The organism is Microcystis flos-aquae FACHB-1344 (genome assembly GCF_014698375.1).
Classification (GTDB): Bacteria; Cyanobacteriota; Cyanobacteriia; order Cyanobacteriales; family Microcystaceae; genus Microcystis; species Microcystis aeruginosa.
Genome location: NZ_JACJSW010000146.1, coordinates 1 through 24,023, shown reverse-complemented (window position 1 = coordinate 24,023; position 24,023 = coordinate 1). Strand labels below are relative to the sequence as shown.

Here is a 24,023-nt window from a genome sequence, read left to right as displayed (position 1 = left end):
GCGGTTAAAATGCGTCTTAGCTGATCGAGGAAAACTAGAATTGTCTATGAACACATTCACTCCCCATCAAATTGTTAGTTTATTCTGCAAAAATCGAACTTTATACGGAGAAGTAATTCAGGTGATCGAAAGTCGTTCGGCTCTTTGGGTGCGTCCTCTTTGGTTAATTGTAGCCGATAATTTTGAGACAATTGATGTGCGGGAAGGTTCCGATTTAATCCTGCCGATGGACTTATTTAAACCCGCCTTAGACACGGAAGTTTTACCCCTATTCTCCCAAGTTATTAAAGATAATTATATCACTAATATCTCCTATCCTCTCCAGGACTTTGTGCGGAAAGTGTGTCAAAATTATCCCGAATATTTTTGAAAAATTTATGATTGATGAAGGTTACGTTAAATATAATTGTACTTGGATTCCTGACCGTCCCTTAAGAAGCTCAGAAATTGCAGAATTAAATTATTGGCGCAATCGGCTCTATCGACTGGGATTAATCGGTCAATACGATAACGGAATCGGTTTTGGTAATGTGAGTCAACGAGGAAAAATAGACAAAAAAATTATTATTTCTGGCACTAATACTGGAGGGATTCCAGTATTAAATGAATTCCATTACACCACGGTTATAGACTACGATTGGAGAGAAAATCGGGTCACTTGTCGGGGAACAATCGCCGCTTCTTCGGAAACTCTCACCCATGGAGCAATTTATGAAGCGAATCCCCAGATTAATGGGGTAATTCATATTCATCATCGCCCCCTGTGGCAAAATTTGATGTATCGAGTGCCGACCACTCAAGAAAATATCGCCTATGGAACCCCAGAAATGGCCGCAGAAATTATCCGTTTATGTCAAGAAGAGCGTCTAGAGGAGCAACAAATTTTAGTGATGAGTGGTCATGAAGAAGGAATTATCGCCTTTGGTCAAGATTTAGAAAAAGCGGGCAATTTATTATTATCCTATTACCGGCAATCTCAAGTATCTTGAAAGTGACCCCCTCTCCAACTCACCACCAGGGAGACAAAAGCGGTTTTGATTTAGTCGTTTTCATGTTAACTTATTCTGTAGATTTTCGTCTTTGAGGAATGCCATCGTGATCGACATCTTCCATCATCTATCTGTCTCGATCGACTTTTCGCCCCTTACCAATGTCTTGATGACTATTTCGGATCAAGACGTGGATATCATCGGCAATGTCCAGAAATCCTTCTCAAATTTCCTCAAAACTGGGCAAGCATGGGCCTTATTAATCGGTTTGGTTGTCGGTTATCTGTTTCGAGGTTTTACTTCTTATTAGCTTTTCGCCTATCAGCATTCAGCCAGAGCGAGCAATTCTTGCTATTCTTATGTTTGTGGGGTTGGAGATTTTTCTAACCTGAAGCGGTAATGCTATCAGCACCAGATTATCCCTAAAAATTGCCTAGCATATTTTGGTTAACTTTATCCACAATAATCTAACGAAAACAGTGACAGCAAAGAAAACTTGGAGCGATCGCTTTGAAGGTAGTCTCCATCCTACGATCGTGGAATTTAACGCCAGTATTGGCTTTGATATCGAATTAATCGAGTATGATCTCACCGGATCAATCGCTCACGCTAAAATGCTCGCCTATACGGGTATTATCAGCCCCGAAGAAGCAGATAGTCTCGTCTCTGGATTGGAACAAATTCGTCAAGAATACCGCACCGGCAACTTTAACCCCGGCATCGATCAAGAGGACGTGCATTTTGCCGTGGAACGTCGTTTAACCGAGATTGTGGGAGATGTGGGCAAAAAACTGCACACGGCCCGTTCGCGAAACGATCAGGTAGGAACGGATATTCGTCTGTATCTTAGACAACAAATCGATGATATTAGGCAAGAAATTCGCAATTTTCAGCAAGCTTTAGTCAATCACGCCGAAAACCATCTGGAAACCCTGATCCCCGGTTATACCCACCTACAGCGCGCCCAACCGATTAGTTTAGCCCATCATCTCCTCGCTTATTTTCAAATGGCCGAACGGGATCACCAAAGATTAGGAGAAATTCGCGCCAGGACTAATATTTCGCCCCTAGGATGCGGGGCCTTAGCGGGGACGACTTTTCCGATTGATCGTCATTACAGTGCCAATTTACTCGATTTTGAGCAGGTTTATAACAATAGTCTCGATGGAGTCAGCGATCGAGATTTTGCCATTGAATTTATGACGGCCGCTAGTCTGATTATGGTCCACCTGAGCCGTTTGAGCGAGGAAATGATTCTCTGGTCTTCCCAAGAATTTAGTTTTATCACTCTCACCGATAGTTGTGCCACGGGATCTAGCATTATGCCCCAGAAAAAAAATCCCGACGTTCCCGAATTGGTGCGCGGCAAAACAGGGCGGGTTTTTGGGCATTTACAGGCGTTATTGACCTTAATGAAGGGTTTACCCCTGGCCTATAACAAAGACTTGCAGGAGGACAAGGAGGCGTTATTTGATGGCGTTAAAACCGTGCGGATTTGTTTGCAAGCGATGACGGTACTTTTAGCCACCGGAATTCAATTTAAAACCGACCGATTAGCTAATGCGGTGGCGGAAGATTTTTCTAATGCGACGGATGTGGCGGATTATTTAGCCAGTAAGGGGATTCCCTTCCGAGAAGCTTATAATTTAGTCGGGAAAGTCGTTAAAAGCAGTTTGGCAGCGGGTAAGTTATTGAAAGATTTAACCCTGACCGAATGGCAAGAATTACATCCAGCTTTTGAGGCCGATATCTACGACGCGATCGCTCCTCGTCAGGTGGTGGCGGCCCGTAATAGCTATGGTGGCACAGGTTTTGAACAAGTGCGATCGGCTTTAATTCAAGCTAAAGCCATTCTCGATCATCGAAAATTTGCGTCTGAAACCCCGCCGTTCTAGGTTGGCTTTACGTTAGAATTAAAAGGCCAGTCTCGAAAACCAAGTGGACGGCGCAGCACCTTGAAAACTCGGCTTAGGGGGTTCCGACCAGAAAAGCTTGGCCGGGTAAAAAGTCGCGCGCAACAAGTACAAGAAGCTATAGGCGGTCAACGTACCGTGGGACACAGGGAATCGGGCTTCTGAAATGGGGCGAAAGTCTGTGGACTCTGTGTAAGACAGTACATGGTTTTTTAACTGTGGTATGCGACGGTGGTGGAAGCAGAAACTTAAATCGTGAGGTTTAGGAATCGCCGCACTTTTAGGGCGGCGAGGATGTCAAGATTGATATTGTTAGGGGTTGGGGGATAGGTGTTAGGCAATAGGCAATAGGCAAAAGTCCTAACTCCAGTAATCCCGTCCCCTTTTTTTATTTTTTAGCTTTATATATGGGTCGTGTTTGGCATTTTATTAAAAGTGTGATGGGAATTATCTTTCGTCATCCTGTAACTGGGGTGACAATGATTCCGCTGCTTGCTGATGGTACAATTGTTTTAATCCGACGCAGAGACACCGGCAAATGGGCCCTACCGGGGGGAATGGTCGATTGGGGGGAAGATATTTTTAATACTGCCCAAAGGGAATTAAAAGAGGAAACAGGATTAAATTTAGTCAGTTTAGGGCGTTTAGTCGGGGTTTATTCCTCTTTTGAGCGTGATCCGCGCATTCACTCCATTTCAGTTTTAATTGAAGTGACAGCGGCGGGGAATTTTCAGATCAAAGATACATTAGAAGTTAGCGAGGTGAGAGCTTTTAGCGTCGAAACTTTACCTCTAGGCAATCTCAGTCACGATAACGATCGCCAACTAGAAGATTATCTCAGGGGTGCCACTGTAGTGGCTTGATGTCGAGGGAAAGATAATGGAATTAGAAAGTTTGGTTAAAGGCAAGTGAAATAACATTTAGGGGAAATCAACACAATGACCGAAGATATCGCGACTCCCAGCAAAATATGGATTATTACGGGTGAATCTGATCTTCAAAAAACGCCCACCGGCGCTAGAAGTAGCCGTGATACCGGGGGAAGGCTTGAAGGAAAGGAAAAATCGCCCGAAGTTGCGGCCACCGAAAGAAGTCAAGTGGATGTGTCCAAACTGAAGCTAGAAATGCAGGGCTTTCTCAAAGCGATGCGGGAAATGCTCGATGAAGCCGATCCTCCAGGCACTAAAATCCGGCTCGATGAAGTGGAACTGTCTGTAGAAATTAATGGGGAAGGACAAGTTAGCCTGTTTGGGGTCGGGGGCAAAGCAGGAGGGAAAGGAGCGATGACGTTTAAGTTCAAGAGAAAAGATGGCTAAAAACTGGGTGATAGCGATCGGCATCAACGAGTATGACAACCTCAAGCCGCTGAAATACGCCAAGAAAGATGCGGAAGCGATCAAAGCTTGGTGTGAAGGGGAGGGAGGATTTGATCGCAGTGGGATATTTCTCTTTACCGAAGATTCTCCACCCATTCCTGCTAGTCCCCCCATTCCCACGCAGCTAACCCACGGTCGTCTCAAGCGGTTTCTTCAGAGGCAGTTCGAGACTCCCCTGCTTAAGTCTGGAGACAATCTCTGGTTTTTCTTTGCCGGTCATGGCAGGCGCTATCAAGACAAAGACTATCTGATGCTCCCTGATAGCGATCCGGGTAATGTAAGAGAAACGGCTGTATCGGTGGATTATGTTACCGAGCGGCTGCGGAGGTCTGGGGCGGATAACGTCGTACTATTATTAGATGCCTGTCGAGATGAGGACAGCCGAGGCGGTCTGGGCATTGGAGAAGAGGAGCATCAGGGAGTCATAACCTTTTATTCCTGTACTGCCAATCAGCAATCTTGGGAGATCGATGAGTTGCAACAAGGCTCATTTACTCATGGGCTGCTGGAAGGATTGCGGCGGCAAGGAGAAGCCAATTGTGCTACGGTCGAGCGTCTAGACGAACATCTGCGCCGTCAAGTCGAGCAAACTAACGCTAGATATGGGAAACCGAGACAGAATCCCTATCTGAAAGCAGAACCGCCCCACAAGCTCTATTTTATTTTGTTAGAACAAGTTGCCACGCTTAGGGACGTGCAACCCCTAAAATATCAGGCTTCCTTAGCAGAAAATAGGGGCGACCTTGACTTAGCTGAACAGTTATGGATTCGTGTCTTAGGAGCATCTCGTGGCGATTTAGAGGCGATCGAAGCTATCAAGCGCATCGCTCTAAGACAGTCTTCGATTCCTTTTACGCGTCGCGAATACGTCACGGGGTCTGAGGGAAATAGGTCATCGACCCCTAAACCTTCTCAAGAAACTGGACTCAAGGTATTTAACTTTGAGGTGGTGGGAGTAAATGCGAAGGGTGAGCAAATCAAAAAAGAGTCGAAACAGTCCCAATATTTCAGCGAAGATTTGGGTAATGGCATCACCTTAGAAATGGTCGCCATCCCGGGGGGAACTTTCCTGATGGGAACAGAAGACGAGGAAATCGAAAAACTGGTTAAAAAATTTAATTGGGAAGTATTTAGAAGGGAAAGACCACAACATGAAGTAACTGTCCCACCCTTCTTTATGGGTAAATACCCCATCACCCAGTCCCAGTGGAAAGCGATCGCCGCAACCGCTAAAATAGACATCGACCTAGAGACAAACCCTTCTAACTTCAAAGGGGATGAGCTACCCGTAGAAAGTGTCAACTGGTATCAAGCAACGGAATTTTGTAAACGACTATCAAGAGAAACAAAACAGGAATACCGATTACCGAGTGAAGCGGAATGGGAGTACGCTTGTCGTGCTGGAACCACCACCCCATTTTACTTTGGGGAAACCATTACTGGGAAATTGGCCAACTACCGTACCAGCGAAACCTACGCCGGAGAAGCGAAGGGAGAATATCGAGAAGAAACGACTCCCGTGGGACAGTTTCCCCCAAACGCCTTCGGACTGTACGATATGCACGGCAATGTCTGGGAATGGTGCGCCGATACTTCGCATGATAATTATGATGGTGCGCCGACGGATGGCAGTGCTTGGATAGAAAATGGTAATAATAATCGTTCTCCTCTGCGGGGCGGTTCTTGGTACGGCAATCCTTTTAGCTGCCGTTCCGCTTCCCGCGGCGACTACGACCGCCGCGACGACTTCCTCAACCTCGGTTTTCGGGTGGTGTGCGGTGCTGGGAGGACTCTGTAACCCTTTTTCCCTTTTTTTCCCTTTTTACCCTCATTCCCTATTTTTTCTTTTTCCTTTTCTTTCCCGCCCTTAGGCGGGTCGATTTTTTTGAGAAAATGGCGTTAATGTTAAATTTTATTAAGGCAATGAAAGAATTATCGGTTATCAGTTGGGAAGGTGGTGTTATATTATGGGTAGTAAAGTTGCTCAAAAAGCTGATCAGGTTGCTATTAGAATAGTAAACGCTGATAAATATCTCAGCCCAGAAAAGAAAGAAGTTATCCTGTTATAATAAAGTTAATTGATATTTGCTTAATTTAAGTTATGAACTTCAATCTTTATCTGGAAGATGAATTAAGTCAGCAACTACAGGCTTTATCTCACTCTACAGGCAAATCCCAGAATGCTTTGATTCGAGAAGCAATACAGCTTTTAATTACCACAAAAGAACAGTCTCAATGGTCGTCAACTATCCTTAATTTTCAAGGGGTAAGTGATGGTATTATTTTTGAAGCTTATAGAGAGGAACTTTCCCCACCTAGAGAAGATGAGGTGATTTAGTGCTGGTTTTGCTCGATACTTGTACGATTAGTGATTTTGTCAAAGGTGATAGCAACACTCTAGTGCAGATCAAAAATCACTCTCCTAGGGAAATTGCCGTTTCTGCGATAACTTTAATGGAAATCGAATATGGACTATTTCTTAACCCAGCGAAGGCAAAGAAAATAAGACCCATTCTTGACGAATTTCTTGCTTCTATCTCAATTCTTGCCTTTGGCAATCAAGAAGCCATTTGCGCCGCTCAAATTAGAGCAGCTCTCAAACAATCCGGCACTCCCATTGGTGCTTACGATCTGTTAATCGGTGCAACCGCGATTACTCATAATCTTAAATTAATTACGGCCAATCCCCAAGAATTTGCTCGTATTCAAGGATTATCGTGGGAGAATTGGCGTTAAAGCTAATCGCCTAACTAATTCGAGAATATATAGGGTTTGCTGAATAAATCTAAAAACCTTGTTGGCTAAGACTTTGAGACTTTTTGAAAATCAAAAAGTGCCAGATATAGGAATAATTGGGGGGAAAATTCAGGGACTTTTTCCCTGAAAATTAGGTAAAACCCCACACTCGGCCCCCACGAAAAACTTTTTGCCGCATACCCTAAATACTGGCTTTCTCTCTTCAACGGCTGATTGTGCGAAGTTGCTGCAGAAGTTGATCAAGAATGTCTTCCATCTCTTCCGGGCTTCTGCCCATCCTGACCGGTCCGCGCAGAAACTCTTTAACCGTTATCTTTTTATCGCGAAAGTCACGGACAAAATTATAGATTTTTTCGGTGGATTGAACTTGTAATTTCATCTCCTCTAGCATTTGCTCAATCGGGTCGATGCCATCCTTCTCACAAGCGCGACTGGCCCTCACCATCTCGCCTTCCGGGGTATTTCGCACCGAGCGCAGTTCTCTTTTCAGGTTCTCGTATTGCTTTTTGAGTAGTTCGTTATTGGTTTCAACCTTCTCGCACTGTCGTTTAAGGTCGCTTTCCGATGAGCCTTCAACCTCGAAAGAGTCCCCCATTTGATACTGTCGTTCGATTTCCAGCAGTCTGGCAATATCTCCCTCTTTATAGGCGCGGTTGACTTCCTTCATAATCTCGTTGTGACGCATCCGAGTTTCGGGATCCGTAACCTTGTCGGGGTGAAAAATCTCGGCCATTCTCAGGAAAGTGCGGCGTATTTGTCTAGATTCAGGAGATTTAGGCGAGCTTTCAGGTGATATCTCTGTTCCATCATCGTGACGGCCGTAGGAGTCTCCCCCAGAGAAGAAATCCTGCGCGGATTGCTCTGATGATCCTTCCGGTCCTTCGTCTCCGAAAAGTTCGTCTAGTTCTTCATCTCCATCGTCAAATTTTGGGCTAATCACCCCCGTTAACTGAAGTGTCTCGTAAATTCCGAGAATGCTTTTCTTTGTCTGCTGCCCCATTTTTCTAGCAGTGAGGATTTCGTCAAAAAGGGCGTGTATTTCGCGGTCGAGGTCGGTAAGTTTTTGATAGAGGGGTTGCCCTCTCTGGAAAATCTCCGTCGCCAGGGAACGCATCTGGTCGAGGAATTTCTTCAGTTCGTTGCGTTTTCTGCCAATCTGCTTGAGGAGCCACTGATGCTCCTCCTCTAAAGCTTGGAGACGAAAATGTAGGGAAGACAGAGCCAAGGAAGGAGAGGTAGGCGAATCAGAGGAGTTCGGTGATTTCGGCTTTTTAGATCTGGTCATTACTTTGGGGTGAAAGCATATTGTCCATTCTACCAAGCCAGAAGGAACTGGATTCCCAAAACTCACCGTTGGCTCATTTTATTGTTTCTCCCACCTCCCCAATTCCCCAATTCCCCAATTCCCCAATTCCCCATCTCCCCACTTCCCCATCTCCCCACTTCCCCACTTCCCCAATTCCCCAATTCCCCAATTCCCCACTTCCATCACCCCATCACCCCTGCTCCGGCGCTCCTGCGGAAAACTTTTTCGGCAAGCTCCAGATAGGCTTAAGTCGCTATAAACTAGATATATCAATGGTCTTAATTAATTCTTATCAATCGAATTAAATTTTTGTAAATAAAATTCTCGATCGGATTAATTATTTTTTCCAAATTCCGCTAGACTTATTTAGTAAGTTCAATCGAGTTTAGATATTCCATAGCTAAATTTCTATAGCACGGGCTAGAAGGAAAATTTAGCGAGGGATTCCTTGACCCATAATTCAGCACACATATTTGCTTTAGCAGCAGGTAGGAGGACTCTATGTCAAATTTTTCGAGACGGAAATTTTTAACCACAGCGGCAGTTTCAGCGGCAGGGGCTGTTGTCCTCAAAGGTTGTGTGGGTAATCCCCCCGACACTACGGGTGGAACCACCACCACCGCGCCCGCTGCCCCGGTTGCTTCTCCGGTTGCGGTGGCCCCCGGAGAGGCCCCCGAAACCACCAAAATTAAATTAGGTTATATTCCTATCGTTGAGGCTGCACCTTTAATTATTGCCAAGGAAAAAGGCTTTTTCGCTAAACACGGGATGCCCGATGTGGAAGTCTCCAAACAAGCAAACTGGGGTTCCGCTAGAGATAACGTCGAAATTGGCGCAGATGCGGGCGGAATTGACGGGGGACAGTGGCAAATGCCCATGCCTTACCTAATTTCCGAGGGACTAATCACCAAAAATAACGTTAAAGTCCCCATGTATGTGTTAGCGCAGTTAAACACCCAGGGTAACGGAATTGCGATCGCAGGTAAACACGAAGGCAAAAATATCGGTTTAGACCTAAAACCCGCCAAAGATTACATCCTCGGCATGAAAACGACGGGAACTCCCTTCAAAGCTGCCTATACTTTCCCGAAAGCTAATCAGGACTTCTGGATTCGTTACTGGTTAGCCGCCGGTGGTATTAACCCCGATACGGATATTAACCTAATTGCCGTACCCGCAGCCCAAACCGTGGCCAACATGAAAACCGGAACCATGGATGCGTTTAGTACCGGCGATCCTTGGCCGGCGAGAATTGTGGCTGATCAGATCGGTTTTATGTCAGCTTTAACCGCAGAAATCTGGCCCTATCACCCGGAAGAATACCTCGCTATCCGCGCCGATTGGGTGGATAAAAACCCGAAAGCCACCAAGGCACTATTAAAAGGAATTATGGAAGCGCAGCAATGGCTCGATCAGGAGGCAAATCGAGCAGAAGCGGCGGCAATTCTCGCTAAACCGGCTTATTTCAACCTCAAAGAAGAACTTATCGCCGGTCCCCTCAAAGGAATACAGAAAATGGGTGACGGTAAACCGGAAATCACCGACAAAAATAAAGGGGTTTTCTACTGGAAAGATCCTGCTGGTAGCGTTTCCTATCCCTACAAGAGTCATGATCTCTGGTTTTTAACCGAAAGTGTTCGTTGGGGTTTCTTGCCGAAAGAAACTTTAACCACTGCCTCAGCATTAATCGACAAAGTTAACCGCGAGGATCTTTGGAAAGCGGCAGCCACAGAATTAGGAGTTCCTGCGGCCGATATTCCCACCAGTACCTCCCGGGGTGTCGAAAAATTCTTTGATGGCAAAACTTTTGATCCTGCCAATCCCCAAGCTTATCTCGATAGTTTGGCGATCAAAAAATAGCGAGCTTTTCTCGATAGGCTAGGGGCATAAAATATCTAGTCTATTAATCCCAAAAGTGTTTTCTTCTCTTCCCAATCCAGTAACTTTATCTTCAACAAAGGAAAACGGCAAAATGGCAAGTAGCGTCAGCAGAAAAAGTAACGGTGGTTTCAACTTCGGTAAATTCTGGAAAAAGCATTCCCAAGACATTCTTCCCCCTATTATCGGTACCCTGGGTTTTCTGATTGTTTGGCAATTAGTCTCGATGCTGGGATTAATCAAATTACCCCCCCCATCCGACCTAATCACCAATGAGCGTACCCGTACTTATTTAATGTATCCTTTCTTTGATCGTGGCGGCATTGATAAGGGACTATTCTGGCAAACTTTAGCCAGTCTGCAACGGGTATTAATCGGTTATTCTTTTGCCGCAGTGGTTGGTATTGGTGTTGGGATTATGGTCGGTTTAAATTCCTTCTTAAATAAGGCCCTCGATCCCCTTTTCCAATTCCTGAGAACAGTTCCTCCTCTTGCTTGGGTTCCCCTATCTTTGGCCGCTTTACAACAAAACCAACCAGCTGCTTTATTCGTTATCTTTATTACCGCAGTTTGGCCGATTTTGATTAATACCACCGTCGGTGTCCAACAAATTCCCCAAGACTATATCAACGTTAAACAAGTCTTGCAATTGTCCAACCAAAAATTCTTTTTCAAGATATTAATTCCCTCGGCTCTTCCCTACATATTCACGGGTTTGAGAATTGCGATCGGTTTAGCTTGGTTAGCGATTATTGCGGCAGAAATTGTTATGTCGGGTATCGTCGGTATCGGTTTCTTTATCTGGGATGCCTACCAAAATAACTACATCAGCGATATTATTCTCGCGCTGTTTTATATCGGTGGTGTGGGTTTATTACTCGATCGCTTTATGGCCTGGTTGCAAAATCAAATCGTTCGTCAATAGGGAATCGATGGGGAAAATTTCCCCATTTTCAAATAACTGAAACTTGAGCCAATTTAAGGAGAAAAAAACTATGAGTTTGTTTGTCGCTGTCGATAACATTGATAAGGTCTTCCCTCTCAGTGGTGGCGGTGAATATGTGGCCTTGAAAGGGATTGATTTACAGATAAAAAAAGGGGAATTTATCTCCCTCATCGGTCACTCTGGTTGCGGAAAATCAACCCTCTTAAACATGATCGCTGGTTTAGATTTGCCCACGGAAGGAGTGGTGACTTTGCAAGGTCAAAGCATTAAAAAACCGGGACCAGATCGCATGGTAGTCTTCCAAAACTATTCCCTTTTACCCTGGTTAACTGTCAAAGAAAATATTACTCTGGCCGTCGATCAAGTTCTCGCCCAACTATCAGAAGACGAAAGAAAAGCTGAAGTCGAAAAATATATCGATCTGGTCAATCTTCGTCATGCAGTGGATAAACGTCCCAACGAATTATCGGGGGGGATGAAACAACGGGTAGCGATCGCTCGCGCCCTAGCCATTCGTCCGAAAGTGCTGCTTTTAGACGAACCCTTTGGCGCGTTAGATGCCCTGACTAGAGGTAATCTACAGGAACAGTTAATGCAGCTGTGCGAAGAATACGAAATGACCTCGGTAATGGTGACGCACGATGTGGATGAAGCGGTGCTATTATCCGATCGCATCGTCATGCTCACCAACGGTCCCGGCTCAAAAATTGGCGGTATTTTGGAAGTAGATATCCCCCGTCCCCGCAAACGCATGGAAGTGGTGGAACACCCCAGTTACTACAGTCTCCGGAGCGAGATTATCTATTTCCTCAACCAACAAAAACGGATCAAAAAACTGCGCGCCCGCAAAGTCGAAGTAATTGCCCGTCACGGTTTAGAAAAAGTCAATCTAGAAATCGGTTTTGTTCCCCTCACCGCTTGCGCGCCCCTAGCAGTGGCCAAAGAAAAGGGATTCTTTACTAAACATGGTCTAGATGAGGTGAATTTAGTCCGGGAAACCAGTTGGCGAGGGGTTGTGGATGGGATCGCAGGGGGATTCCTCGACGGGGCGCAAATGCCTTCAGGAATGCCCACCTGGTTAACCGTCGGTGGTTATCAGGAGCAACCTTTGCCGATTGTCAGCGCCCTGACTATGACTCGTAACGGTAACGGTGTCACCCTCGCTAAACGCTTCTATGACGAGGGAGTGATTGACGGTAACGCCTTAAAACAGATGCTATTGGAATCGAAGGAGCAGCGCCATATTTTTGGCATGGTTCACCCCTCCTCCATGCACAATTTGCTCCTGCGTTACTGGTTAGCGGCAGCGGGAATTGACCCCGATAAAGACGTTCACCTCGAAACTATTCCCCCGGCCCAAATGGTAGCCGACCTGAAAACCGGTAGTATTGACGGTTACTGTGTCGGTGAACCCTGGAATCTACGGGCTGCCATGGAAGGTATCGGTTACACCGTCGCCACCGACTTAGAAATCTGGCAGGGCCACCCGGGTAAGGCCCTGGGAGTCCGGGAAGATTGGGCCAATAAATACCCTAATACCCATGTCGCTTTAGTCAAAGCACTGCTGGAAGGTTGTCGCTACTGTGCCGAGGAAGGGAATCAGGAAGAAATTCGTCAAATCCTCGCCAGTCGTCAGTACCTTAGTACCAATATCGATTATATCCAACTGGGTGATCCCAACTCCTACGCGTGCAGTCTCGATCGACCGATGAAAGAATATGCACACCATATGTTCTTTGGAGAAGGGGTAAATCGTCCCAGTCGTACCGAACACCTCTGGATGATGACCCAAATGGCGCGCTGGGGCCACATTCCTTTCCCCCGTAACTGGGTAGAAATTCTCGAACGCGTCTGTCGGGTGGGTGTCTTTAGTACCGCGGCCCGGGAATTGGGTCTAGGGGATATTAAATATCGTCGCACACCGATCCTGTTATTCGATGGTATCGAGTTTGATGCCGAGGATCCGATCGGTTATCTCAATAGTTTAGAGATCAAACAAAACATCACCATGGCCGAAGTGGCTATTGATGCTCGTCCTAGTGCGGTGGAACCCCGTAAAATCGCCTAACCAGAGGTAAAAGGGGAGATTTTCTCCCCTTTTACCTCTAAAATATGATCCCATTGGATTAAGCCCTGCAACTCTGCCACTTTCTACCTGTCTTTCGACTTTTTAGCGACTATAATCATGTACACCACCACCGACACAGTTAACCGGGCAATCGAGGCCCCCACTAAAGAAGCTTTTGTCACCATTGAAGGAGTTTCTAAGGTTTATCCCACTCCTAGAGGCCCCTACACCGTCCTCAAGGATGTTAATCTCAGCATCAATGAAGGTGAATTTATCTGCGTGATCGGTCACTCTGGTTGCGGTAAATCGACCCTATTAAATATGGTGTCGGGTTTTTCTTCTCCCACCGATGGCATTGTTAAAGTTAACGGCAAACAAATTACTAAACCCGGGCCCGATCGCATGGTAGTGTTTCAAAACTATGCTTTATTGCCTTGGTTAAGCGTTTTTGAAAATGTCTATCTCGCGGTAGATGCGGTGTCTCCCAATGCTCCGGAAGCGCAAAAACGCTCGATCGTGCGCGAACATTTAGCCATGGTGGGTTTAACCGAAGCTATGGACAAAACCCCTCCCCAAATCTCCGGGGGGATGAAACAACGGGTTTCGATCGCTCGCGCTCTTTCTATCCGTCCGGAAGTATTAATTCTCGATGAACCTTTCGGTGCCTTGGATGCGATTACCAAAGAGGAATTACAGGAAGAATTGCTGAAAATCTGGCAAGATAAACGCTGTACGGTGTTGATGATTACCCATGATATCGATGAGGCTCTTTTCCTCGCTGATAAGCTGGTAATGATGACCAATGGACCAGAAGCGAAAATCGGCGAAGTGATGAATATTCATTTCCCCCGTCCCCGCGATCGGGAGAGAATTATGGAGGACCCTGAATATTATCGTCTGCGTAACTATGCCCTCGACTTCCTCTATAATCGTTTCGCTCACGATGATGTTAGCTAGATGTGAGCATTTGTATTAGTTTGGGGTGCGGTTGACTTAACAGCGATCGCACCTAGATTTTTTTTCTGGGGAAGCCTTCTTCAAGTAAAATTATCTCTAACTAGGTAAGTAGGTAGGCACAATTATTTGTAGGATGGGTTAGCGGTAGCGTAACCCATGCGGGCGTTGGGTTTCATGCTTCAACCCAACCTACGTTCATTTTATATTTAATTCCACCCACCCACTTAGATGTTAAAAATTGTCAGATACTCCCCTTATAAAGGGGGGATTAAGGGGGGATATACTTACTTGTTAACTAAATAGAACAATTAGCAATAAAATACAATAATAATTTTTACTTTTTACTTAATCGATCATGCTCAAACAGATACGGAAACTACTTATCAATTTTGGTCAACAATGGCGCGATGAAGATTTCATGAGGTCGATTCATCTCATCGAAAACATAGTTTCTAAGGTTTTATCCGTAGCCTTAATTGTTGTTATTATTGTTTCTCTTTATGATTTAGTAGTTATCCTAATCAAAGATTTATTTACCACGGAACCCATCGGTTTTTTTAGCAAAACTTTAATTGAAATCTTCGGATTATTTCTCAATATTTTGATAGCTTTAGAGTTATTAGAAAACGTCACTGCTTACTTAAGAAAACACATCGTACAGGTTGAATTAGTCGTAGTTACGGCTTTAATTGCCATCTCTCGAAAAATTATTATTTTTGATCCCAATAAATACAGTAAAGATGATTTAATTGCCCTCACCGTGGGAACCCTAGCTTTAGCGGCAAGTTATTGGTTAATCAGAAAAGTTAATCGCGATAATCGCTCTTGAAGTAGTGGTTAAGTACCCAGACAGAATTAATCACACCAAATTCGATTATTAAAGACTGATTATCTATTGCCTATTGCAAGAGTGCCTATCCTGATATGTAGCCTATACTCAACGGATTTAGTATTAACTTTGTCCAATTACTGATTAGGGAAAGGGGTAGATTTAGAAAACCTAACCCTTCCAAATATTTACTGGACTCTGGAAATATTACCTGCTTTAATCCAACCTTCGCGACCATCGGACAGACGCACGCGCTGCCATTGGCCATCGCTGCTGGTTCCCACCACACTGACTTTAGTATTGTAATCGAGACCACCGAGACGAGTCGATTCACTGGTAGGTTGAGAGCGCAGACTTAAACCGCTTTGCCATGTCACCCGCGCTTGATAACCCTCGGATGTGGCTTCTCTTTTTCTTGCTTCGGGACTGGGTTTCGGGGCAGCCTTTGGTGCTGGTGCAGCTGTGGGAGACTCTTTCACCTCAGCTTGGGGTTGTTCTTGGACCGGAGTAGTAGGGATGGGAGAAGGTTTGACGGCGGCTTTTTCCTCCTTAGTTTCCTCTTTTTTCTCCTCGGTAAAGACGGGTTTAGGAGGATTAGAATTCATACCGGAGAGAAGCATATAGGCGACAGCAGTAGCCCCACCGACCAAAATCGCCACTCCCATGACAAAACCGAGCATAAATTGCAATAAACCAGATAAACGCTTCATATTGGTGCTAAATTAACTGTTAGGATTAACATTAAAACGATCATCGCGAGAGGCTAAACGAGCTTTACCGGACTTAGCCCAATCCTGTAGAAATTGAATCTGTTCTTGGGCAGTCCGAGCTAGGGGGATAATCTGACTAGCGGCCTCAAGCACATCATCGGTGCTAAAGTCGCGATTTTGACTAAAACCGATGTGCATCGCTTCCACGATGGTTTGTTCGATTTCTGCCCCCGAAAAATCGGGAGTTTCGTAGGCTAGTCGCTTTATATCATAACTTTTTAGATTATGGGGCCGGACTTTCCCTAAATGAACGCTAAAAATCTCCTCGCGGGACTTTTGGCTAGGTAGTCCGACAAAAAATATCTCATCGAAGCGTCCTTTTCGCAACATTTCCGGGGGCAGAGATTGGATGTTATTAGCTGTAGCGACGACAAAAACCGGCGATTGTTTCTCGGCTAACCAAGTGATAAAAGTCCCGAAAACCCGCCCGGTGGTTCCCCCGTCGCCTTTTCCCTCCGCTCCGGCGAAAGCTTTATCGATTTCGTCTATCCACAGCACACAGGGAGCTAAAGCTTCGGCGAGATTAATCATCTGACGGGTACGCGATTCCGATTCTCCCACCAATCCGCCAAATAAACGCCCCACGTCTAGACGCAGTAAAGGCAAGTGCCAATGATGGGAAATAGCTTTCGCTGTCAGGGATTTACCCGTCCCTTGAATTCCCACCAAGAGTAAACCCCGGGGATTGGGTAAACCGTAGGCGCGGGCGCGTTCACTAAAGGCCCCACCGCGACGAATCAGCCAATCTTTGAGATTATCTAGGCCTCCGATGTCAGAAATCTGCTCTGTGGCGGGATAAAAGTCCAATATCTGGGTTTGACGAATCGATTGGCGTTTTTCTGCCAAAATTAATTCCACGTCCTCTGGCTCAATTTTGCCGTGACTGGCTAAACATTTGGCTAAAACCCGACGAATTCTCTCTAGGGATAATCCTTGGGCAGAAAGCACTAATTCATCGAGGAGTGGTTCTTTGACGGGTTGTCCGGTGGCAGCGATTAATCGCTGAATTTCCTGTTTAATTTCTTCGCCACTGGGGAGGGGAAAATCGACGACGGTGATTACTTCGGTTAGATCCGAGGGGATAGACAGTTCGGGAGCGACGATAATTAGGTTTTTGGGCTGAGATTTCAGAGAACGGGCCAGATTTCGCAATTTTCTGGCGATGGAAATATCTTCTAAAAAGCGCTGGAAATCGCGTAAAATTATGATCGCGGCGATGTTAGTCGGCAGCTTTTCGACGAATTCAAGAGCTTGGAGGGGATTACGCCGAGCCAAGTTCTCATTATTGGGATTATCTTGATAACCATCCACGAAATCCCAGACATAGACAGCACGGTTATGGCTCTGTTTGGCAATATCGGCGATCGCTTTTTCGAGACGTTCCTCTTCTAGGGTGGTAATATAGATGAGAGGATAGCGCGCCCGCAGCAGTAATTCAAATTCTTCACCAAAGCTCATAGCTATTCGTCTATAGTTTTTGCTATTTAGGGCTTGCTGAATAAATCTAAAAACCTTGCTGGATAAGACTTTTAGACTTTTTGTCAATCCAAAAGTACCGGACCTGGGAGTGAGCGGGGGGAAAATTCAGGTACTTTTTCCCTGAAAATTAGGTAATTGACCAGATGAAAATCGGTAAAACCCTACACCCCACACCCCACACCCCACACCCTGCCCCCACGAAAAACTTTTTCAGCAAACCCTATTTATATCGTCATCAGAAAATATAGCAGTTAGCCGTCTATTAGATATTTTAGTACAAATGCTCGGACTTGTGTTCTAAATGTTCCACAAGTGCTTCGCCATCGTTCCGCTTATCTTCATGAGACCCCTGTTTAATTCTATTTTTTTACCCTTAAGTATTTCTACTTATTTCTAAAGTTAGATGCTCCCGTGTTTTCTTAAATGTATGGTAGAGGCATCTTGCCTTAGTCGGGATTAACCTTCTGTTAACTAAATTAACAGAAGGTTAATTAGATTAAGCTTTAGCTAATTAAATTAAATTAGCCTACCAGGGGTGACAAAAGTTAGTCACTGGTTCGCCCCTTCTTTGCTGTCAATTAATTTCAGCCTTTCTCACAACCATTCCCTAGGGGGGTTAAATTCATGTTTAAACTAGCTTCAGACTTTTTATCTTTAGATTTTCTCCGCCAACAAAATCAGAAAAATAAGCCAGAAAGTCAATTTAACTCTTTGCCAATTTCTCAAATCACGAAAGAGGGTAAAGTTTTAGCGATAATTCTCCGACGAGAGTTTAACCAAGAGGGGATTCATTTCCTAACTCCCGATGATTTTTCCCAACAGTTGGCCTATATGAGACACCCGACGGGAAAAAGTATTATGCCCCACGTTCATAACAAAGTACAACGGGAAGTATTTTTTACCCAGGAAGTCTTAATTATCAAAAGAGGAAAACTGCGGGTAGATTTCTATGATGACGACCAACAATATCTAGAAAGTCATATATTGAGAGATGGGGATGTGGTTTTATTGATACAAGGTGGCCATGGTTTCCAAGTCTTAGAAGAAGTAGAAATGATTGAAGTAAAACAGGGTCCCTACGTTGGTAATCAGGATAAAACTCGCTTTACAGGAATTGAGGAAACCGTGGTTAAAATGGCGGGAGCAGAGATAGCATGAGTAGCTTTATTCCCGTCAATGAGCCACTACTTGCGGGCAAGGAAAAACAGTATCTTAACGAATGTATTGATAGCGGTTGGATTTCTTCGGAAGGTCCCTTCGTTCAGAAATTTGAAGAAAACTTTGCCCTCGCTGTTGGGCGAAAGTATGCCGTTTCCGTGTGTAATGGTTCTATGGCCTTAGAAGCGGCCATCGTCGCTTTAGGAATTGGTTCGGGGGATGAAGTGATTCTCCCCACTTTTACCATCATTTCCTGCGGGGCTGCCATTGTCAAAGCCGGGGCGATTCCCGTGGTGGTGGACTGCGAAGCGCAGACTTGGAACATGGATATCGCTCAGATAGAGGCAAAAATCACGCCCCGCACTAAAGCGATAATGGTGGTTCATATCTACGGATTACCGGTGGCAATGACTCCAGTTTTAGAATTAGCTCAAAAATACGGTTTAAAAATTATTGAAGATGCGGCGGAAATGCACGGTCAAACCTATCAAGGCAAACCCTGTGGCAGTTTCGGTGATATCAGCATCTTTAGTTTCTATTCCAACAAACATATTACCACTGGGGAAGGGGGCATGATTGTCACCAACCAAGAGGATATTTTTGAGCGTTGTCGTTCCCTGAGAAATTTATATTTTCAGCCCCAACGACGTTTTATTCACGAAGAACTGGGCTGGAATCTGAGGATGACTAATCTGCAAGCGGCAGTGGGTTTAGCACAATTAGAACAGCTAGAAACTTTTGTCCAGCGCAAGAGAAAAATGGGCAGACGCTACAGGGAATTATTGCAAAATATCCCCTCTCTAGAATTGCCCCTACCTCAAACCGATTATGCCGAAAATATTTATTGGGTTTATGGTGTTGTTCTCAAAGATGAGGTTAACTTTGATGCTACGGAAGCGATGAAACGCCTCAAAGAACATCAGATTGGTACGCGTCCTTTTTTCTGGTGTATGCACGAACAACCGGTATTTCACAAAATGGGATTATTGCAAAATATTTCCTGTCCCGTGGCTGAAAGACTGGCGCGCAGGGGTTTTTATCTGCCTAGCGGTTTAGCTCTCACGGACGAGCAAATTGAGCGAGTGGCCCAAGCAGTTCAGCAAGTTTTTGCTGAGGCTGAGTAGGGATGAAAAATTGATGAAAATTTTTTGAATAAAAACCGACTTTTATGATAATTGGCACGGAATTTTTATCTTGGGTAGTAATTGCCTCTGGTTGCTTTTATTCCCTATATCTATGTATTTCAGTTCCCAAGGATGTTTTTTTTAATGGCGATGGGGCGCTGAAAGCTTTACTAGCTCGTCAGCTAAGTAATGGTCCGTGGCGATTTGACTTAGTTGAGCGCGCAGAAGCTTGGGTTACTCGTCTTTGGCAAGAGGGTTTATACAGTTATCGCCCCCCTTTTGTCTACTACTTAAATCAACGTTATTATATCTCTTTTCCTTTTCCATTCTCTTGGCTAACTTCCCTTTTTTATAAATTTTGGGGTTATCGGGGGTTTTACTTGATTCCCCTCCTATCAATTTGGGTATTGTGGCTCAGTTTTTCAAGAGCAATTCCCGCTTTTTCCCTAGACAGTTGGGGTGGTCTTTTGGGATTAGTTATTTTGATTTTTGCTTCTCCCTTAACTCTATACAGTGCCATATATTGTGAACATACCCTCGCTGTTACTTTAGGATTTTTGGGAATTGTTATCGCTTTTTTTCTACCCGATACAGCTAATAGTGGCTGGCTGCCCAATTTATTAGGCGGATTTCTAGTGGGTTTATCGGTATGGTTCCGCTCCGAATGTCTGGCCCTAGTGGCAACTTTAACTTTATTAGTTTTCTTGGGGTTAACTCCAGAACAAACCTCAATTTTTGCTTGGTATTCAACCGAGCAAAATCTTAATGTTTCTGATTTTCTGCTAACTAATCGAATAGCTTTTAGTTTTGTACTAGGTATGATTGTTAGTGTGTTTTTACTGTGGTTGTGCAATAAGTTAATTTATAATCGTTTTCTAGGAGTTCACGCTCTGTTAGTCCTTGAGGAGTTTTCTTGGAAAAAACGTATTCAAGAAGCCCTGAACAGTTTTTATCAGTTAAATAGCTCTTTTTTGCTGCATTTTCCTATCTGTATAATTCCCCTAGCTTACTTGCTAACTTGGAGCGGTCAACAATTGAATTTTGCCAAGGATATTCCCGTAACTTTAATTAGTATAATGGCGATTATCATCTTGGCTATTCTCGTCAATCTTCGCCAGCAAGGAATGGTCAAAACCAAGGCGTTAGTCAAGGACAATATCATTTACTTTCTGATACTTTTAGCTAGTTGTTATCTATTTGACATCGCCAATATATCTCTAGATAAACCAATGCTTTTTGTCTATGCTCTCTATTTTATCTACACAGTAGGGGTATCTTGTTTAGTCGATATTGCCCCGGGAGAAGTCATGGTGGGAGGTAAACAATGGGGACCGAGATATTTATTGCCTCTTATCCCCTTTGTTACCTTATTAACGGTGGAACAAGTAAAAATTGTCGGGGCGAACCAAGAAGTTTTTGTAGCCAAGGGAAGTTGGGTTTTACTGTTAATCTTAATGGCAATAGGTGTCTATAAAAACATTTATCAAGGTGGACAATTTTTCTATAAAACCCATCAGGGGATAGCACCAGCTATCAAAAGCATAGAAGAGAATCCTAATTCTATTGTTGTCTTTTCTCATCAATATGCGGCACAAGTTTTAGGTTTTGGTCTGGAGAAACAAAAAACTTTCTTCCGCGTGGAAGATAGTCAAGCCATGGTTAAACTATGCCAAGAATTAGTCAGTCAAGGATTGTCTAGTTTTCCCTACGTTTGCTATCCCTATCGCTCTTGTCAACTCTTACAATCCCCACCGGAAGAAATGGAATTTAGCCAAGATGGACAAAAGTTTCAAATTGGCATAAATCGCTCTGGAATCATTGGTAAGTATCCTTTCTATGAAATAGTTATATCTGCTTCTGAGACAGGTTTACTAGCCAAAAAATCCGAGGATAAGCCCACAATTACCCCAGCAGCTAATGATTTAGTCTGTACGATTTTACCCACTTATAACGAGCGAGATAATATTAGTCAATTAATTGAACGTTTACTAGCTAGTGTTCCTAGTCCTTATTTAGTGCTAGTGGTGGATGATAATTCTCCCGATGAAACTTGGCAGATAGTAGAAGATTTAGCCCAACAATATCCCACTCCTCCCCAAGATTCGCAATTCCAATCGGGGGTAATTTTGTGTCGCAGAATCAACGAGAAAGGGTTAACTTCGGCTCTACAAAGAGGTATTGACGACGCAATTAACCTGTATGGGGCTAAAATTATTACTTGGATGGATTGTGATTTATCTATGCCTCCAGAAGATGTGCCGCAATTAATCACACCGATTCGAGCTAAAAAAGCTGATATGGCCGTAGGTTCTCGTTGGATTCCGGGGGGTGATGATGTTGCCCACGGAGTGATGGCCCGGATGTTAAGCTGGATTATTAATCGCATGGCCATCGTGATGCTAGGCAATCAAGTTCACGACTATACCAGTGGTTTTATTGCCGTTCGTTCTCAGGTTTTAGAAAAAATTCGCTTCAAGGGAGATTATGGAGAATACTGCATTGATTTATTAACCCGTGCCAATCGTTTAGGTTATAAGTTAGTGGAAGTTCCTTATCTTTGCGTTCCCCGCATTTATGGTGAGAGTAAAACTGGAATTAATCTCTTGGATTATTTGTCAAAAGGACGGAAATATGTGGCGACTATTTGGCAATTGTGGCAAGAAAGATAAGACAATTATCTCTTTTTTGAACTAAAATTACTGATTCTCTAGTTATCCCCTGGTTCTTCAACTTTAGGAGCTAAACTTATGAAGAAAATGTTTACTTTTTGGCCTTGGTTAGCTACCGTTGGGGTGGCCTGGTCTTTGGGTTTTTTTTATAACGTACACTACGGTGGTGAATTAAAGTGGCTCCTACAAATGTACGAACAAAAAGTCTCTTTTGCCAAGCAGATACAAGCACCGAGACGAATAATTTTTGCGGGGGGGTCGGGAGTACAATATAGTATTAACTCTCAATTCCTAGAACAAGAGCTAAAAATCCCAGTTTTTAACTTTGGTTTACAGGGAGATTTGGGATTAAATGTTATTTGCCCAATTATTTTAGAACAGGTACGTCCGGGGGATATAGTGGTTCTCAGTCCTGAATATTTGATGTTACTGGATGATGATGGTATTGGTTATGGTGATGGTTTATTTGGTTCGGTTCCCTTTGGTGTTGCTATTGGAAAACCGGGTTTAGGAAATATACCCTTAGAACAATTAGTTTCCGAGACTTGGTTAATGGGAGTTCCTAGTTTACGCGCTATAGTAAAAACTGCTGTTGATGTTATACAAACAGGAAAAGCTAGGGGTTATTTATCAGATACAATCACAGAAAAAGGAGATCCTACCGTAGTCAAACATCGTACAGGTAAATGGTGGGCTAGAACATTTGATCGACCTGTTTCGCAACACTCCCTCAAACGCATCGCTCAATTTCAAGAGGAGTTAAAAGCTAAAGGTGCTGATTTAGTAGTTTCTCTCTCTTGGGTTTATGCTAAGACCGATGAAACCACTGTCAAAAATGTTAAAAAAACTATTGAAGAATTGTCTAATATAGTACCTTTAATCTACAATCCAAAAACTCTTAATCTGCAAACAGATTCTAGTTTATTTGCCGATACCCATGAGCATTTATTACCAGAAGCAAGAATAAGACGCTCTAGGGAACTGGTGCAACAACTACGTCCTATAATTCAGGAAAAAACTCCTCAAAATCATCGAATTATTTCTATTCTCAATCGATAATTTAAAAGTCGATCGACTTTTTGTACTAGCAGTAATTTGGGATGGAGATAGCAGGGAATTGATTTAACCAGCAAAATTACCGTAAATTTCCCTGAATTTATGCAATTTTAATTTTTGGAATTGTTCTTCCTTCAATAAAGGTTCTTTTATTGAAGGATGTTCCTGACTCTTGTTCTTGATATTTTTAACTCCTTCTTCTCCTAATTGATTAGATATTTTGAGAATTTTAAAACTATATTGATAATCTAATCCGACAGCTACTGTCGCCTTTTTGATTGTCCATCCTCAAGATATTTTACCTAACCAGTGCCATCTTCTTGTTGCCACTGAGTCTTGACTGGTTCTGTATTTATCTTTCGGTTCCTCTGAACTTAGATGTTCGGATGAGTACGCTTTCTTGGGCATTTTATCTCCTCGTCCTTACTCGTCTTACTAGAGGATTTGCTATTACCCCGCGCTCAAATTTGTGCTACTATGGAAGGGAATATCGAGGATTTAATTTCTTTGTCTCCTAGTGCTAGTCATTGGAAAATCTTTGATAATTACTACAAAAAGTTATGAAGATAAGCTGAAGGATTCCTCGTTGATAATTATTAGGTATGAATGATGTTATTGACCATGATCGTTTATTTAGAGAACTCCATAAAAAAGATGATCCAATAGTCAAGTGGTTTGATAAGGGATTTCCACAAACCACTTTGGCAAATGGGGAAGTCGATTAATCTGTTTTTCCAACTCTGCCATT

22 protein-coding genes are annotated in these 24,023 nt (G+C 43.8%); 19 read left to right on the top strand and 3 right to left on the bottom strand.

Annotated elements, in window-relative coordinates; genetic code table 11:
- Positions 1-46 precede the first annotated feature (46 nt).
- From H6G48_RS13110 to H6G48_RS13070, 9 genes are all read left to right on the top strand, one after another.
- Positions 47-370, top strand: coding sequence for a hypothetical protein (locus tag H6G48_RS13110; RefSeq protein ID WP_190722129.1), 324 nt, complete (start codon positions 47-49; stop codon positions 368-370).
- 7 nt (positions 371-377) lie between these two features.
- Positions 378-989 (top strand): class II aldolase/adducin family protein, encoded by a 612-nt coding sequence (locus H6G48_RS13105; protein ID WP_190722128.1) that lies wholly within the window; start codon positions 378-380, stop codon positions 987-989.
- Between the two features lie 106 nt (positions 990-1,095).
- Entirely contained in the window at positions 1,096-1,299 is a 204-nt protein-coding gene (locus H6G48_RS13100) for a hypothetical protein (RefSeq protein ID WP_190722127.1), read from the top strand.
- 169 nt (positions 1,300-1,468) lie between these two features.
- Positions 1,469-2,884 carry an argininosuccinate lyase gene (gene argH / locus H6G48_RS13095; RefSeq protein WP_002759216.1) on the top strand — a complete coding sequence of 472 codons (1,416 nt, stop codon included), beginning with the start codon at positions 1,469-1,471 and terminating at the stop codon, positions 2,882-2,884.
- Between the two features lie 425 nt (positions 2,885-3,309).
- The gene (locus H6G48_RS13090) at positions 3,310-3,765 is read left to right on the top strand and encodes an NUDIX hydrolase (protein ID WP_106908493.1); all 456 of its coding nucleotides are present in this window, start codon (positions 3,310-3,312) and stop codon (positions 3,763-3,765) included.
- 75 nt (positions 3,766-3,840) lie between these two features.
- Entirely contained in the window at positions 3,841-4,218 is a 378-nt protein-coding gene (locus tag H6G48_RS13085) for a Pepco domain-containing protein (RefSeq protein ID WP_190722126.1), read from the top strand.
- A complete protein-coding gene (locus H6G48_RS13080) occupies positions 4,211-6,076 on the top strand; it encodes an SUMF1/EgtB/PvdO family nonheme iron enzyme (protein WP_190722125.1) in 1,866 nt (621 codons plus the stop codon). Before H6G48_RS13085 ends, H6G48_RS13080 begins: the two co-directional genes overlap by 8 nt.
- A gap of 303 nt (positions 6,077-6,379) precedes the next feature.
- Positions 6,380-6,616 (top strand): ribbon-helix-helix domain-containing protein, encoded by a 237-nt coding sequence (locus H6G48_RS13075; RefSeq protein WP_045361284.1) that lies wholly within the window; start codon positions 6,380-6,382, stop codon positions 6,614-6,616.
- A complete protein-coding gene (locus H6G48_RS13070; protein ID WP_103112640.1) occupies positions 6,616-7,014 on the top strand; it encodes a type II toxin-antitoxin system VapC family toxin in 399 nt (132 codons plus the stop codon). Before H6G48_RS13075 ends, H6G48_RS13070 begins: the two co-directional genes overlap by 1 nt.
- A gap of 223 nt (positions 7,015-7,237) precedes the next feature.
- Here the strand turns inward: H6G48_RS13070 and H6G48_RS13065 are convergent, their stop codons facing one another.
- Positions 7,238-8,320, bottom strand: coding sequence for a molecular chaperone DnaJ (locus H6G48_RS13065; protein ID WP_190722124.1), 1,083 nt, complete (start codon positions 8,318-8,320; stop codon positions 7,238-7,240).
- A gap of 522 nt (positions 8,321-8,842) precedes the next feature.
- Here H6G48_RS13065 and H6G48_RS13060 point away from each other — a divergent pair.
- The 5 genes from H6G48_RS13060 to H6G48_RS13040 all read left to right on the top strand — a co-directional run bounded on the left by H6G48_RS13060 (position 8,843) and on the right by H6G48_RS13040 (position 15,019).
- Complete coding sequence (locus H6G48_RS13060) at positions 8,843-10,201, top strand: CmpA/NrtA family ABC transporter substrate-binding protein (RefSeq protein WP_190722123.1); 1,359 nt, start codon at positions 8,843-8,845, stop codon at positions 10,199-10,201.
- Between the two features lie 112 nt (positions 10,202-10,313).
- Positions 10,314-11,144 (top strand): nitrate ABC transporter permease, encoded by an 831-nt coding sequence (gene ntrB / locus H6G48_RS13055; RefSeq protein ID WP_190722122.1) that lies wholly within the window; start codon positions 10,314-10,316, stop codon positions 11,142-11,144.
- A gap of 70 nt (positions 11,145-11,214) precedes the next feature.
- A complete protein-coding gene (locus H6G48_RS13050) occupies positions 11,215-13,233 on the top strand; it encodes an ABC transporter ATP-binding/substrate-binding protein (protein WP_190722121.1) in 2,019 nt (672 codons plus the stop codon).
- 117 nt (positions 13,234-13,350) lie between these two features.
- Positions 13,351-14,190: a nitrate ABC transporter ATP-binding protein gene (locus tag H6G48_RS13045; RefSeq protein WP_190722120.1), complete on the top strand. Its 840-nt coding sequence runs from the start codon at positions 13,351-13,353 to the stop codon at positions 14,188-14,190.
- Between the two features lie 355 nt (positions 14,191-14,545).
- Entirely contained in the window at positions 14,546-15,019 is a 474-nt protein-coding gene (locus tag H6G48_RS13040; RefSeq protein WP_190722119.1) for a phosphate-starvation-inducible PsiE family protein, read from the top strand.
- Between the two features lie 188 nt (positions 15,020-15,207).
- Here the strand turns inward: H6G48_RS13040 and H6G48_RS13035 are convergent, their stop codons facing one another.
- Positions 15,208-15,729 carry an SH3 domain-containing protein gene (locus tag H6G48_RS13035; protein ID WP_190722118.1) on the bottom strand — a complete coding sequence of 174 codons (522 nt, stop codon included), beginning with the start codon at positions 15,727-15,729 and terminating at the stop codon, positions 15,208-15,210.
- A 12-nt stretch (positions 15,730-15,741) separates the two neighbouring features.
- Complete coding sequence (locus H6G48_RS13030) at positions 15,742-17,247, bottom strand: AAA family ATPase (RefSeq protein WP_190722117.1); 1,506 nt, start codon at positions 17,245-17,247, stop codon at positions 15,742-15,744.
- A gap of 645 nt (positions 17,248-17,892) precedes the next feature.
- On the opposite strand from H6G48_RS13030, the gene H6G48_RS13025 reads away from it, so the two are divergent.
- From H6G48_RS13025 to H6G48_RS26855, 5 genes are all read left to right on the top strand, one after another.
- Positions 17,893-18,426: a cupin domain-containing protein gene (locus H6G48_RS13025; protein ID WP_002759194.1), complete on the top strand. Its 534-nt coding sequence runs from the start codon at positions 17,893-17,895 to the stop codon at positions 18,424-18,426.
- Complete coding sequence (locus tag H6G48_RS13020; protein WP_185237176.1) at positions 18,423-19,550, top strand: DegT/DnrJ/EryC1/StrS family aminotransferase; 1,128 nt, start codon at positions 18,423-18,425, stop codon at positions 19,548-19,550. Before H6G48_RS13025 ends, H6G48_RS13020 begins: the two co-directional genes overlap by 4 nt.
- 44 nt (positions 19,551-19,594) lie before the next feature.
- On the top strand, positions 19,595-22,219 hold the full coding sequence (locus tag H6G48_RS13015) for an LA_3751/LA_3752 family putative glycosyltransferase (protein WP_190722116.1): 2,625 nt from the start codon (positions 19,595-19,597) through the stop codon (positions 22,217-22,219).
- 78 nt (positions 22,220-22,297) lie between these two features.
- Positions 22,298-23,278, top strand: a complete 981-nt coding sequence (locus H6G48_RS13010; protein ID WP_190722115.1) for a hypothetical protein — start codon at positions 22,298-22,300, stop codon at positions 23,276-23,278.
- Between the two features lie 599 nt (positions 23,279-23,877).
- Complete coding sequence (locus H6G48_RS26855; protein WP_277925610.1) at positions 23,878-24,000, top strand: hypothetical protein; 123 nt, start codon at positions 23,878-23,880, stop codon at positions 23,998-24,000.
- Positions 24,001-24,023: the final 23 nt, after the last annotated feature.